We start from the raw sequence: 13,733 nt of genomic DNA, 5'->3' as shown, positions 1-13,733 counted from the left end.
AGTCAATAGATTTTTGAATATTTGAAATGTTCCCTGATATTTTTTATTTTCTTTGAAGTTGGGCTAGACGCTTTTTCTCGATTTTTTCAAGCCTCTCCAACTGCCTTAATTTCACTTCGAACAAAGTGATTGGGTCACGGTAAACTTCCGGATTTTCTTTCATATGTTCCAATGCAGCCTGGTAGTCTTTTATCTCGGTCTGCGTTTGTTCAATCGTTTTTTGAAGTAAGGCAAATGAACTGCGATAGAAAAGTGAGATGTCCCGATCCAAAGATTTTTCAAACAATCCAAATTGGGTAAGGAAACGTTCCGTGATCATTTCTGCAACATCCAGGTAGTCTTCACTTTCCAGATATTTCTTATAACGATTGTACATATTGGCTTTATTTTGCGGTATCGCCCCAAACAGCTTCCCTGCTCCTTTAAGCAGCAATTGTGATGGAGTCCTGCGCAAAAGGATATTAACGTTTTCGATGCGGATACTGCTTGTCATCCGATCGGCATCACGGCGCCAGTCATCCAATACTCTGAAGTCACCTGCAAGCGTAATCCGTTCTTCTTTGTATAATTCATTGAATCCGGCACTCATCTCATCCATAAACTGCTGGCTTTGTGAGAACTCCATTTGGGAACTGGCAATCCAGTCTTGTAGAGAACGATAATATTGAGGCATGATCTTATCAGAAATGAAGTTTTGAATCCGCTCATTCATTTCTTCGTTTAACTGTACATGGACTTGGCTGAAATCACTGCTTTCCGTTAATGATTTAGAACAATCCTTCAGTAATTCAGGAATTTTAGTAGAAAGCTGATTTTTCACTTCATCCTTAAGCAGACGATACGACCTTATGATATTTTCACTTTTTTCTTTTTCCAAATCAGCCAGTTGATTGACCGCCCCATTCAGTTTGACTTCCATCTGTTCATTCCAAGAGATGGAATGCTCGCATTTCCGCTCATTGGCTGCCCGTTTTTCTAACAGATAAGATAAAGTTTTACGAATGAATGCAAGGATTTTCTCAGATCTTCTTTCCTTCCAATTCTCATCTTGGTAATTCGATTGAAGGAAGGCTGAAAGGTCCTTCAATTGTTGCTTGCTATCATAAAGTTTGGAGAAAGCGAATACTTTCGCATTCGGGAAATATGCATTCACTTTATCCCATGTTTCGTCTTCCATCCGGACTGCGACCTGATCACTGTATATCGTATCCATTTTATTTAATAAGAAATGAATCGGCAGTTTCGGAGCCATCATTTGAATTTCCAATAACAGATCCCGTTCGCTGCCGGTGAAAGGCGCCCGGGCGTCCAGGACGAACATCAGTCCATCACTGCCATGTAAATACCCTTGGAAATCGGATTCCACGCTTTTTTCCCCATTGAACCCCGGTGTATCCAATAATCGCAGACCATTATTTCTTAGGTAGTCACTTATGATTGTCACATCAACAATAGTCCCGCGCTGGCGGCGTGTTTCATCCAATTCAGCTAGCTCCATGACAACCTTTCTATCTGTATCGGTAATTTCAAGGATTTCCAAATCATCCCCGTCTTTGACACTGACTAAGGATGAATGATCTTCAGCAGCAATGCTCTCGCCAACAATTGACTGAATGAAGGATGTCTTGCCATTTCCTGTACTTCCTACAAGAAGAAGATTGAAATTTTCGGTATTCTTAAGCCCCTCGACCATCCATTTAAGCTTATTGCCAACCTTTAGATCATTATCTTCAGCCCACTGGATAATGGAATTGAACAGTTTCTCTCCCGCTTCAAGTCCGCCTCCTAATTTAGGCGATTTCACCAACAGGCTTTCTGCATCCTGAATGACCAGCGCATTGATCGTATCCGGGAAGATTTCATTCCAGGACAACGCGGATGCCGCCGCAAACAACGAGAGCTCCCCATCTGCGATTTTAAGCCAGTTTTCCAGTAACCTTGGCACGACAGGACTTAAATCTTTGATTAGGTGCGTTCCTTCTAAAAGACCTGCATATGCATCCCTGTAATAGACGGAAAGCTCATCCCATACATCAGCATGGTTCAATTCGATGGTATCTATCAAATTATTAATCACTCTTAGCCATTCGAAATAAGAATCCGTATATTTATAATTTTTCCAAAGGGCAACCGTCACTTTTTCGAAACGTTCCTGGTCAAGTGTGTATAGCGAACCAAGGACAGTTGAAAAATAATCCGGATCCATCGATTGGGCAACCCCCTGCTGGATATACGTCTTCAGCACATCGAACCAGCCCATTGATTCTGTACGGATACTTTCATTAGCCGCTAATACCACCGCACTGTTCCAATCCTTTTGTTCTTCAAAAAAGGCACGTGCGATTTCCGTGACATTCGGGTAATCCGGTTGAAACTCGACTGCTTCTTTCACGACTTTGGAAGCTAGGTCATTTCTCGATTCCACTATGTACAGGGAAAAAAGTTGCAAAAGAACCTCTGTTTTCAAGACCGCTTCATCCGTATCGACGGATTTATAGATATCCTCTGCGGTTGAGTACATTTCCAATTCAAAATAAGCATCAGCGATGTTTTTCTTCGCCCATGGACCAAGTTCACCTTCTATGTTCTCCCATTTAAAAATGGCTGCTTCATAGTCATGATGCTGAAAATATACTTCTCCTTGAGCAAATCGAATGGCGGTTAAATCCGCTATTTCCTTTTTTTGTTCCACGAGAAACATTTCACCCAAAGTTTGAATCGGGTGCTTCCTTGTATCCTCAACCATCGTTTCATAGTATTTTTTTCCGATCAGCCGTTCGTCCATCTTTATTCCCCCGATATATTTCATATTTTCAATTAAAGGAAAATCACTGATTCCATAAGCCTTCTAGTAGACCTAACTTCAATCTATAGGTTCCTTTAGTTAAAAAATCATTTACAAAACCTTAAAATATTATTTTAGCAAAACAATATGGTAACAACATGTCACCACTCTTACAATTTTAAAACAGAAACAAATGGAACTGTAATGTTTTTAATAAAACGATATAGAAATGTCATTTCCATATTCGAGAAAAAATGTTTTTTCTCGTTTTACCACATACCAGATAGAGGTGGGCGAATCATTCTTTATACCTCCAAATTACCAGAAGCCTGGCACTAAAGCAAAATCCCCCTGCCCCGTCCATTACTAAATCCCCATTTTTCCATTCATATAAAAAAGCAGTACCCTCATTCATAAAAGGTAACTGCTCTCTGATAAGCTCTGAACAGTCGTTGTCCTTTGACAAATTAGGATTATACCCCTGTACGCTTACGTTGGTTATTCGGCTTTTTGGTCAACTGGCTTTTAAGCTGTTTCGTTTTCTTCACAACGCCTGTTTCCAGTTTATCTTTACTTGATCCTGCTTGCTTTTGAGCCAGTTTTTGTTTGACTGCATCGGCCAGGCTTAATTTTTTATTTTCAGACATACTGTTGTCTCCTTTAGTGTTCTGCCTTCTATTATAATATAGTTGCGATTAGAAAGATAATAGGGAGTAATATCCTATTCTTCTTGAAAATATCCTCTGGATATAGGAAGCTTCGCCAACGAGGGACTAATTTCCTGCTCCTTTAAAAGGATTAATGATAAATTATATTGACTTCATAATCAGAATTTGCTAAATTATCTATATATTAAAAAAATCTATGAAGAGAAAGAGTAAGATGAGAACCCTGTTCCACAGAGAGTCGACATGTGGTGGAAGTCGATGTCCAAGGCCTATCCGAAAATCATCTCTGAGATGCAAAGCTGAAAATCCAGTAGGCTTTGACGGGTTTCCGCCGTTACAATGGATCACGTATGAAAACGTACGTTGACTGAGTGCCGCAGCTTTTTTTGAAGCGCGGAATATGGGTGGTAACGCGAGCACAAGCTCGTCCCTGATTTTCAGGGGCGAGTTTTTTATTTGCACAAAACACTTCAATCAGCCTTTTTCAGGCCAGTCGGCGAGAGTTATCATTTTAAAAAAAAGGAGAATTCACCATGAAAAAAACAGACACATTATTTATCGGCCTTATGCTTTTCTCAATGTTCTTCGGAGCGGGGAATCTCATATTCCCTCCATTTTTGGGTGCATCCTCTGGAACCTCCTTCTGGCCAGCCATTGCCGGTTTTGTTGTAACCGGAGTCGGCCTGCCAATTTTGGTGCTTCTTGCAGTCTCACTTGTTAAAGGCGGGGCACAAACCATCGGGGCCCGTGTACATCCACTATTCAGTACGTTGTTCATGGTAGTCATCTATTTAAGCATCGGGCCTTTTCTGGCCATTCCAAGAAATGCGAATGTTGCCTATGAAATGGGCTTCAAGCCGTATTTTGGCAACTCAATGAATCAATCACTATTCCTATTCATTTTCACAACCATATTTTTCATCATCGTTTATGCCATTTCATTGAATCCGGAAAAAATGGAAACCTTCATGGGACGCTGGATTACACCAGTTCTACTTCTTTCCATGGTCATTCTCTGTGTCGTTGGGTTCGTAAAGCTTGATGCTCCATTCCAAGCTCCAACCGAAGCATATGCTGCCGGGGCATTTTCGAAAGGATTCATTGAAGGTTACAACACGATGGATGCACTAGCTGCCTTGGCTTTTGGAATCGTCATCCTGACCTCAATCCAGCAAAGGGGGATTTCCGAACGAAAACAATTGACGAGATATACAGTAAAAGCGGGTCTCATCGCTGGTGTTTTGCTTTCTTTAGTTTATATCTCCTTAGGTGTAATGGGAGCACGCATGGCAGCCGATGGGTCATTCGAAAACGGAACGGATATCCTAACTGTCGCATCCACCCTTTTACTTGGAACTGGCGGGAAGGTCCTTCTAGGAATCATTTTCACTTTAGCATGCTTCACCACCGTCGTCGGGTTGACTACTGCTTGCGGACAGTATTTCTCGAAACTTTTCCCCAAGCTGTACTATAAAACCGTCATTCTCATTGTAACAATCATTGGTTTCATTCTTTCAAATATGGGTCTGAATCAAATTTTGAAAGTATCTGTACCATTCCTTGTGATGGCTTATCCGTTAACGATCGTCCTGATTGTCCTGACATTCTTCAGCCGCCATTTCAAAAACCCGAAGAAGGTTTATCGCAGTGCAATGATTTTCACAGGAGTCTTCGCCTTGATGGACGGACTGAATGCCTTCGGCTTACAATTAGGACCCGTGCAAACATTGAGTGATGTCCTTCCCCTTTCCGCCTACGGCATGGAGTGGATCATCCCTGCTCTCGTAGGTACAGCCTTCGGCCTGCTTCTCAGTCAATTTGGACAAACGGATCGAGCTGAAGAGTTGGAAATCGAAACACTATAATAATGAAGTAAGCAGGTGATTTTACGGGTCATCTGCTTATTTTTGTACACGTCTGCACTGCTTTATTTTGGAAATCGACACACATTTTTTGTTATGATGGGGTCAAAGGAGATGATAAGTAATATGTCTAAGCAAACCCGTATTGGTAAAACAGATCTGTATGTAAATCCGATTGGCCTTGGCACGAATGCAATTGGCGGACATAACCTTTTCCCTAATCTAAGTGAGGATACAGGAAGGGATGTTTTGAGAACGGCATTGGAAGAGGGGATCAACTTTTGGGATACAGCTTACATTTACGGTCCTGAGCGTTCAGAAGAACTTATCGGTGAAATCCTTAAAGAGAGTCACAAACGCGAGGAGATAGTCCTTGCCACTAAAGGGGCACATAAATTTGCCGATGGCAACATCGTCTTTGATAACTCTCCGGCTTTTCTGAAAAATGCTGTGGAATCGAGTCTAAAAAGGCTCCAAACGGACTACATCGACTTATTCTATATCCATTTCCCTGATGAGGATACCCCTAAAGATGAAGCGGTAGGTGCCTTAAAGGAATTGAAGGATGCAGGCAAGATCAAGTCGATCGGCGTCTCGAATTTTTCGTTCGAACAATTGAAGGAAGCGAATAAAGACGGCTATGTCGATGTGTTGCAATCCGAGTACAATCTATTCAAACGGGAGGCAGAACAAGACCTGCTGCCATATACAGCCGAAAATAATATTTCCTTCATACCTTATTTCCCCCTTGCTTCCGGTCTGCTCGGCGGCAAATATAATCAGGAATCAACATTCGAGGACGGCCGGGCCAAAAGTCCGCTTTTCCAAGGACAAGCCTTTGTAAGCAACCTGCAAAAAGTGGAAGAAGTCCGGGCGATTGCCAACAGGAAGCATACCGATGTCGCCGATGTCGTACTAGCTTGGTATTTAACTCGGCACTCGATAGATGTACTGATTCCTGGGGCGAAAAAGCCAGATCAGGTCACACGCAACTTACAAGCATTGGATGTCGATTTAACCATGGATGAAATCGCCGAAATCAGTGCCATTTTCGCTTAACATAGATGTGAAAAAAGGCTGTTCAGCTCATGTTGAACGGCCTTTTTCTATTTATCCTGCTCTTTGGTTCATCCTTGAAAAAAAATTGACTACTAGGCTCGCTATATTGCTTAGGTACTCCTGTTTTGATATATTTAGTGAATATTCCATTAATTAAGGAAGAGGCAGTCTGATGAAAAAATCCATTGTTCTTTTATTTCTTATCTTGGCAAATTTGTTTTGGGCCGGTAATTACATTTTCGGAAAATACGTTGTGACCGAACTTTCCCCGATCCAACTAACATTTACGCGATGGCTAATAGCCGTTTTCTTATTGTTTCCTTTAGCCCAATGGATCGAAAAGCCAAATTGGAAGAGTGTATGGAAAGAATGGAGATTGCTGTTAGTCATGGGGGTGCTCGGAATCGTCAGTTATAATTTTTTCCTTTATTGGGCTTTGACCTATACAACTTCCATGAATGCCGCTCTTGTCAATTCCATGAACCCTGCCTTAATTGTGCTTTTTTCCGCTTTGCTGTTAAAGGAGAAAATTTCAGCCCTCCACGCACTCGGACTTATCATATCTTTATTCGGCGTTTTATTGGTCTTGACAAAAGGGCACCTTCTGGATATTTTCCAGCTCACTTACAATAAAGGCGACTTATTGATGATCCTGGCGATTCTCGTTTGGACCTTCTATTCAATAATCGGTAAAAAACTGAAAAACATATTGGAATCTTCCCGTCTGTCGGTTCCTTTATTTTCTGGAATATTTCCCTTCGTCATATCAACGCTAGCCAGGCTGGAATTTATCTAAATCTGATTGCTGTATTTACCGCCATTCTTAGCCTGATTTTGGGTCATACCATTACCATCGTCCAAATCATGGGAGGTCTTTTTGTCTTCATTGGCGTCTACCTGACAAGCAAAAAGAAAAAGGAGTATCCGGCAGCTGTCACGAAGAACATGTAAAGAACATCCAGTAATTCACACCAACTATGCTTTCTTGTCTTTTCCCCTTGTCTATGCACCATGATTTACGTTATCCTTTAAAGAAGAAAATCTGAATGTAAAGGTGTGCTTTAGTTGAGGATCAATAAATTTATCAGTGAATCCGGAATTACCTCGAGACGAGGCGCAGACAAATGGATAGCCGAGGGCCGTGTGACGATAAATGGCACTGTAGCTGAGCTCGGCAGTCAAGCTGAACCCGGTGATGATGTTCGTGTCGATGGCAAGCCGATAAAAGTGGAACAGCAAAATGTCTATATTGCATTGAATAAACCGATAGGGATTACAAGTACGACGGAAAAACACATAAAAGGGAATATCGTTGATTTTGTAAATCATCCGCTTCGCATTTTTCATATCGGACGGCTGGACAAAGACTCAAGCGGTCTGATCCTTCTTACAAATGATGGAGACATCGTAAATGAAATCCTTCGTGCAGAAAACAAACATGAAAAAGAATACATCGTAACTGTGGATAAACCACTTACCTCTTCCTTCATCAAAGACATGTCATCCGGAGTGGAGATTTTGGATACAAAAACACTTCCATGTAAGGTTGAACAGTTGACCAAATATACATTTAACATCACTTTGATGCAAGGACTGAACAGACAAATCCGCCGAATGTGCTCCGCACTAGGATATGAAGTCCGTGATTTACATCGAATCCGGATCATGAACATCCATCTGGACGGACTGGCGATTGGACAATGGCGCGACTTGACAGAGGATGAATTGACGGAACTATTTAAGGAATTGGACTATACTCCAAGGCAAAGATAAATAATGAAGATGCCTCCAGATTTTCGGGGGCATCGCTTTTTTAATTTCAGAAGAATTTTCAGCAATCATTTGCTTTAAGTTATGCGGATATACTCGTGAGCTTTGCGCTTTTAATGATAATGAAAGGAATCTATTTTCCTTAAAGACATTGATAACCAAAGCGGTTTTGCTTCTGAATCTACTCTTTTCCTGTCAATTACATCTATGGGCTTTATTCTTTTAATTTCTCCTTCTGCGAAAGACCACTACTCGTTCGCTGTAAATTCTTCTAATGGCAAATCTCATGTTGGGATAAGCTGCCGCCACCAATCACACCAATTTTAAAGGTTTCCATGATTTCATCGATGGTTGCCCCGGCATTTAAGCCATTTCTTCCATGTGATAGCAAATGCATTCATCGCAATGGCTGACTATTGTAATGGCTAATCCGATAATGGTGTACTTACCCTAACTGGCGCTTAAATACTTTACTGGCGAAGAAGTAAGCGATTACCATGATGCCTACGCACCAGGCAAGCGCGATCCAGATATCGTTGCCAACTGACCCTTCATACAAGAAGGCACGAATCGCATTCACGATTGAAGTCACTGGCTGGTTCTCAGCGAACGCACGGACAATTTTAGGCATGGTTTCGGTGGGGACAAAGGCCGAACTGATAAACGGAAGGAAAATCAGCGGGTACGAGTAGGCTGTAGCCCCTTCCATGGACCCCGCTGTCAATCCCGGAATGACTGCCAGCCATGTCAGCGCCAACGTAAACAGCCCGAGTATCCCAGCCACCGCGAGCCAATCCAGGATATCAGCGCTGGAACGGAAGCCCATCAAGAACGCGACGAGGATCACCACGACGACAGTAAGCGCATTGGATACAAGCGAGGTCAACACATGAGCCCACAATACCGACGAGCGCTTGATGGGCATGGTAATGAAACGCGCCATCAGCCCGCTCTTTACATCCGTAAACAGCCGCACGGAGGTGTAAGCGACTCCGGATGCGATAGCCATCAGCAATATTCCCGGCAATAAATAATTGACGTAGCTGTCCGTGCCTGCCTCTATGGCGCCACCAAACACGTAGACAAACAGCAGCAGCATCATAATCGGCGTTATCGCAACCGTGATAATTGTATCAGGGCTGCGCATGATATTGCGCATTAAACGCCCTAGTAATACCCCTGTTTTGCTATTCATTTACATCTCCTCCTTTTTGCCGATGATCGCGAGGAAAATTTCCTCCAATGTCGGCTGCTTCTCAATGTACTCCACTTTCGCTGGCGGGAACATCTCCTTGAGTTCGGTAAGGGTGCCGGTCGAGATGATTTTTCCGCCATGCAGGATGGCGATACGATCCGCCAGTTGTTCGGCTTCCTCCAGGTACTGGGTCGTCAGCAAGATTGTCGTGCCGCCGCCGGCAAGTTCCTTGACGGTATCCCAGACTTCAATCCGTGCTTCGGGGTCAAGCCCTGTCGTCGGTTCGTCGAGAAAAATGACCGCTGGCGTCCCAATCAGGCTCATGGCAATGTCAAGCCGGCGCTTCATCCCGCCGGAATATTTATCCGCACGGCGGTTGGCCGCATCGGTTAGGCTGAATCTCGCAAGCAGATTGTCGGCGACTTGAGCGGGATTGGAAACTCCCCGCAACTTGGCGATCATCAGCAGGTTTTCGCGCCCGGTAAGCATGCCGTCTAAAGCTGCAAACTGCCCTGTCAGGCTGATGCTCTGGCGAACATGTTCCGGTTGACACTGGACGTCAAAGCCGCAAATACCGACTTCGCCGCCATCGGCCTTCATCAAAGTCGAGAGGATGTTGACCGTCGTCGTCTTGCCCGCTCCATTTGAGCCCAGCAGTGCGAAAATTTCGCCACGCCGTACCTCAAAATCCACCCCCTTTAAGACTTCATTGTCTTTAAAGTTTTTTATTAACCCTTTTACAGAAATCGCTGCATTGCTCATACTTTTTTCCTCCTTTTAATAGTGCAGCAAAACCGCTTGTAAGAACCCTAATTATCCTTCCGAGCGCCCTGCGGAACTATATTGCCTATACCCCTCTATTTAGTCTGACTGATAATCAGTATGACTTATTACTGGGTTAAAATATAACTGAATAGCGTAGGTGGCATTTCACATTTGTAACCAGCTATTCAGTCGGAATTATTTATTGAATTTATTTTTTCCCAATCGCTTCATGATACTTTCATTCAAATCTTCACGATACTTGGCGAAATAGGTTTTAGCATTTGCCACTAGTTCGTCGGCAAAGGACGCCACGTCGTCCCCGGTGATTTCCAGCACTTGTCTGCCTTCCGCCGCACCGGCTTCGAATAAATCGATTAATTCATACTGCATGTGCAGCATATCCATCCCGTTGCCCGCCGAGAAATTCCACATGTAGTTTTGAATTTTCTTAAATACGAACTGGTAGTCCTCTGGCAGGGCTTCAACCCGTGCCATCATCATTTTATACTCTTTTTTATCACCAATCATTTTTTTGAACAATTCCATCATGTTATTTTTCCTCCTCTTTTCTAAAGCTGAACAAGACACTCCAAAAATATCGTACGGAATATCTTATGAAGCTAGATTGACTTTAAGACGTTGATTTTCGATGATACAAAATCCCATTTTTTCCAAAACAGTTCAAGTTCCTGGCTGCCAGCTTCATTAAGTGAGTAAAACTTGCGGGGCGGCCCCATATCTGACGGTTTCTTCTCTATGTTCACCAGCTTTTTCTTTTCTAATCGCACGAGGATGGTGTAGACCGTCCCTTCCACGACTTCAGTAAACCCAAGCTCGTTCAGGCGGCGGGTAATCTCGTAGCCATAGGTTTCATGGCGGCTGATGATTTCCAGCACGCAGCCTTCCAGCGAACCCTTCAGCATTTCAGTTAAATTTTCCATGTTCAGAGCCTCCTCTATTTTGCGACTTATATTAAGTAAAACTTAGTTCTGAGGGGAATTTTTACGGAATAGCTTTTGGGAAACCACGCTATTTAGTACTACTTATTACACCTAAACAGTAACACCGAGTAGTGGAGGTGTCAACTTTTTCTTAAAAATATTTTTGCCACTTCACTATTCAGTGCTGTTGGTATCCAGTGTTACTTACTACATGGTATGCTGTAACACTTAGTATAGTGACTGTCAAATTGATTTTTTTTTAAAACCAGTTATCTCCTTGGATACAGCCATCGTGAATATCGCACTTTTACTCGTGAATTTAGCACTTTTACTCGTGAATTCCGCACTTTTCACTCGTGAATTTCACGCTTTTACTCGTGAATTTCGCACTTTTACTCGTGAGTTTCACGCTTTTACTCGTGAATTTTGCACTTTTACTCGTGAATATCGCACTTTTACTCGTGAATTCCGCTTTACTCGTGAGTTTCGCACTTTTACTCGTGAATTTCACGCTTTTACTCGTGAGTTTCACGCTTTTACTCGTGAGTTTCGCACTTTTACTCGTGAATTCCGCACTTTTACTCGTGAGTTTCACTTTTTCGAGTAAGGTCCAAAATAAAAAGCAACCTGCAATAGGCTGCTCGTTATGGCTACAAATTATACCCACCATAAATCAGTTGGGCTTTCGTTGATGAGTACAGTTTTCAGATTGGTAACAGCCCGTTGGAATCCTTCTTCAACTGACATCAGCGGATCTTCATGTTCGATGCTGACGACGTAATCGTAACCGTATGTGCGAAGGGCGCTCATGATGTCGGACCATTCTTGCAGGCTATGGCCGCATCCTACAGAGCGAAAGTTCCAGGCACGGCTCTGGATATTTCCATATGGCTGCATGTCAGTTAATCCATACATATTGATGTTATCCTGATCCAAGTATGTGTCTTTTGCGTGGAAGTGGTAGATGGCTCCCGCTTTCCCTAGGATTTTGATGGCCCCGACTGGTTCGATGCCCTGCCACCAAAGGTGGCTTGGATCCAGGTTGGCGCCTATTGCATCAGATGTAGCTTCCCGCAGTTTTAACAAGGTGTAGGGTGTGTGGACGAGAAAGCCTCCATGCAGTTCAAGTCCGATTTTTATATTGTGCTCATCGGCAATGGCAGCTGCTTTTTTCCAATAGGGGATCAATTTTTCTTCCCATTGCCATTTCAGCACATCTGTATACTCATTCGGCCATGGGGCGACAGGCCAGTTTGGATATTTGGCTCCTTCGTGATCACCGGCTGTACCAGAAAAGGTATTGACTACCGGGACGTTCAGTAAGGATGCAAGCTTGATTGTTTTAATAAGTGTTTCATCACTTTCTTTAGCGAATGCTTCATCTGGAGAGATTGGATTGCCGTGGCAGCTGAATGCACTGATCGTTAATCCTCTTGTTTGAACGGCTTCGAGGTATTTTTGGCGTTTTTCTTCACTTTCCAGCAGTTCATCGAGCGGACAGTGGATATTGCCTGGATACCCGCCTGTACCGATTTCAACTGTTTTTAATCCGGAATCTGCGACATAATCAAGCATCTCCTCGAATGATTTTTGAGCAAATAGCACTGTAAAAATCCCTAATTTCACAAGCCCCACCTCACCTTTTCATTAATTTATGCTCATGACCTTCCCACTTGCCGAGCTTTGATAAATGGCTTCGATTATTTTCGAAACTTTCATGGCTTCTGATGGTTTTACCAATGGTTCTGCCAGCCCCAGACAGCTATTAATAAAGTTCTCTGCCTGCTGCAGGTCTGGTGTATCCTCCCCTGGCATCCATACGGCCTCACTATTTAAAAGCATGCCGTGCTTAGCCTGGTTCAAGACCAGCGGGAACACATCAAGACCGCCTTGCGTTCCGGATAAACTTAAAACAGTTGCTTCTTCACGTATATTAGCGGCCCAAGATGTTTCGAATAATAAAGATGCTCCGTTGGCAAATTTGATATATGCCGTGGCATGGTCATCCACTTCAAATACAGAGGCATCGAAATTCCCCCACAAATTGACTTGATCGACACCCTTACTGACATAATTATATGTCGAACCTACGATTTCAATCGGTTCTGGGTCATCCATCAGCCATAAAGCCAAATCAAGCAAATGGCAGCCGTAATCGATCACACTTCCCCCGCCTTGCAATTCCTTGCTTGTAAACACTCCCCAGCCAGGGACTTTTCGTCGCCTGATTGCCTGTACACGCGCTACATACGGCTCACCGATTTCACCCGCCTGAATCATTTTCTTTGCAGCCTGGGCTTCCTTCATGAAGCGGTAATGATAAGCGGTCGATAAAACTTTACCCGATATATTAGCAGCCTCGGTTATTGCTAAACATTCCTCAGTTGTAATGGCCATTGGCTTTTCGCATAACACATGTACACCTGCTTGCAGAGCAGCAATGGAAATCTCCGCATGGAACTTGTTTGGCGTTGCAATCGTAACAGCATCCACTTCGGCAAACATTTCTTCATAATTAGTGAAAACCTTCTCGATATGAAATTCACGCGCCACTTCTCGCGCCTTCATTTCATCTATATCCTGAATGGCGTATAAAACCACTTTATCTTGAAATTTTTGAAAAGCTGGGATATGCCTTTTTTGGGCAATTCCGCCAGCACCGATAATACCCATTTTTAATTTGTACAT

Annotated in this window: 13 protein-coding genes, 1 pseudogene and 1 other annotated feature; of the genes and pseudogenes, 6 read left to right on the top strand and 8 right to left on the bottom strand. The window is 43.2% G+C overall.

Features of this window, described 5'->3' with window-relative positions; translation table 11 throughout:
* Window positions 1-43 precede the first annotated feature (43 nt).
* Together JNUCC41_RS11585 and JNUCC41_RS11580 are read right to left on the bottom strand one after the other, a co-directional pair.
* A complete protein-coding gene (locus tag JNUCC41_RS11585; protein ID WP_228467601.1) occupies window positions 44-2,785 on the bottom strand; it encodes a GTPase domain-containing protein in 2,742 nt (913 codons plus the stop codon).
* Between the two features lie 473 nt (window positions 2,786-3,258).
* Window positions 3,259-3,432 carry a hypothetical protein gene (locus tag JNUCC41_RS11580; RefSeq protein WP_164468807.1) on the bottom strand — a complete coding sequence of 58 codons (174 nt, stop codon included), beginning with the start codon at window positions 3,430-3,432 and terminating at the stop codon, window positions 3,259-3,261.
* A 208-nt stretch (window positions 3,433-3,640) separates the two neighbouring features.
* Window positions 3,641-3,888, top strand: a binding site (T-box leader).
* Window positions 3,889-3,986: 98 nt separating this feature from the next.
* On the opposite strand from JNUCC41_RS11580, the gene brnQ reads away from it, so the two are divergent.
* The 5 genes and pseudogenes from brnQ to rluF all read left to right on the top strand — a co-directional run bounded on the left by brnQ (window position 3,987) and on the right by rluF (window position 8,147).
* Complete coding sequence (gene brnQ, locus JNUCC41_RS11575) at window positions 3,987-5,318, top strand: branched-chain amino acid transport system II carrier protein (protein WP_192207701.1); 1,332 nt, start codon at window positions 3,987-3,989, stop codon at window positions 5,316-5,318.
* Window positions 5,319-5,441: 123 nt separating this feature from the next.
* Entirely contained in the window at window positions 5,442-6,374 is a 933-nt protein-coding gene (locus tag JNUCC41_RS11570) for an aldo/keto reductase (protein ID WP_192207700.1), read from the top strand.
* Between the two features lie 172 nt (window positions 6,375-6,546).
* Window positions 6,547-7,170 carry a DMT family transporter gene (locus JNUCC41_RS11565; RefSeq protein ID WP_353618327.1) on the top strand — a complete coding sequence of 208 codons (624 nt, stop codon included), beginning with the start codon at window positions 6,547-6,549 and terminating at the stop codon, window positions 7,168-7,170.
* Window positions 7,125-7,220: pseudogene (locus tag JNUCC41_RS27260) on the top strand (DMT family transporter); the annotation flags it as partial. The gene JNUCC41_RS11565 and the pseudogene JNUCC41_RS27260, both read left to right, overlap by 46 nt.
* A 219-nt stretch (window positions 7,221-7,439) precedes the next feature.
* A complete protein-coding gene (gene rluF, locus JNUCC41_RS11560) occupies window positions 7,440-8,147 on the top strand; it encodes a 23S rRNA pseudouridine(2604) synthase RluF (protein WP_192207699.1) in 708 nt (235 codons plus the stop codon).
* 442 nt (window positions 8,148-8,589) lie between these two features.
* On the opposite strand, the gene JNUCC41_RS11555 is transcribed toward rluF, so the two are convergent.
* The 4 genes from JNUCC41_RS11555 to JNUCC41_RS11540 form a co-directional block, all read right to left on the bottom strand.
* Window positions 8,590-9,339, bottom strand: a complete 750-nt coding sequence (locus tag JNUCC41_RS11555) for an ABC transporter permease (protein WP_192207698.1) — start codon at window positions 9,337-9,339, stop codon at window positions 8,590-8,592.
* A complete protein-coding gene (locus JNUCC41_RS11550) occupies window positions 9,340-10,101 on the bottom strand; it encodes an ABC transporter ATP-binding protein (RefSeq protein WP_192207697.1) in 762 nt (253 codons plus the stop codon).
* A 198-nt stretch (window positions 10,102-10,299) separates the two neighbouring features.
* Window positions 10,300-10,653, bottom strand: coding sequence for a DUF1048 domain-containing protein (locus JNUCC41_RS11545; protein ID WP_192207696.1), 354 nt, complete (start codon window positions 10,651-10,653; stop codon window positions 10,300-10,302).
* Between the two features lie 71 nt (window positions 10,654-10,724).
* On the bottom strand, window positions 10,725-11,045 hold the full coding sequence (locus JNUCC41_RS11540) for a PadR family transcriptional regulator (RefSeq protein ID WP_192207695.1): 321 nt from the start codon (window positions 11,043-11,045) through the stop codon (window positions 10,725-10,727).
* 292 nt (window positions 11,046-11,337) lie between these two features.
* Here JNUCC41_RS11540 and JNUCC41_RS11535 point away from each other — a divergent pair, with 292 nt between their 5' ends.
* Window positions 11,338-11,652, top strand: coding sequence for a hypothetical protein (locus tag JNUCC41_RS11535; RefSeq protein ID WP_192207694.1), 315 nt, complete (start codon window positions 11,338-11,340; stop codon window positions 11,650-11,652).
* Between the two features lie 50 nt (window positions 11,653-11,702).
* On the opposite strand, the gene JNUCC41_RS11530 is transcribed toward JNUCC41_RS11535, so the two are convergent.
* Window positions 11,703-12,671, bottom strand: a complete 969-nt coding sequence (locus tag JNUCC41_RS11530; RefSeq protein ID WP_192207693.1) for a sugar phosphate isomerase/epimerase family protein — start codon at window positions 12,669-12,671, stop codon at window positions 11,703-11,705.
* Between the two features lie 21 nt (window positions 12,672-12,692).
* Window positions 12,693-13,733 (bottom strand): Gfo/Idh/MocA family protein, encoded by a 1,041-nt coding sequence (locus JNUCC41_RS11525; protein ID WP_034305944.1) that lies wholly within the window; start codon window positions 13,731-13,733, stop codon window positions 12,693-12,695.

The organism is Brevibacillus sp. JNUCC-41 (assembly GCF_014844095.1).
GTDB classification, from domain to species: Bacteria; Bacillota; Bacilli; order Bacillales; family DSM-1321; genus Peribacillus; species Peribacillus aracenensis.
This window is presented reverse-complemented; position numbering and strand designations above follow the sequence as displayed.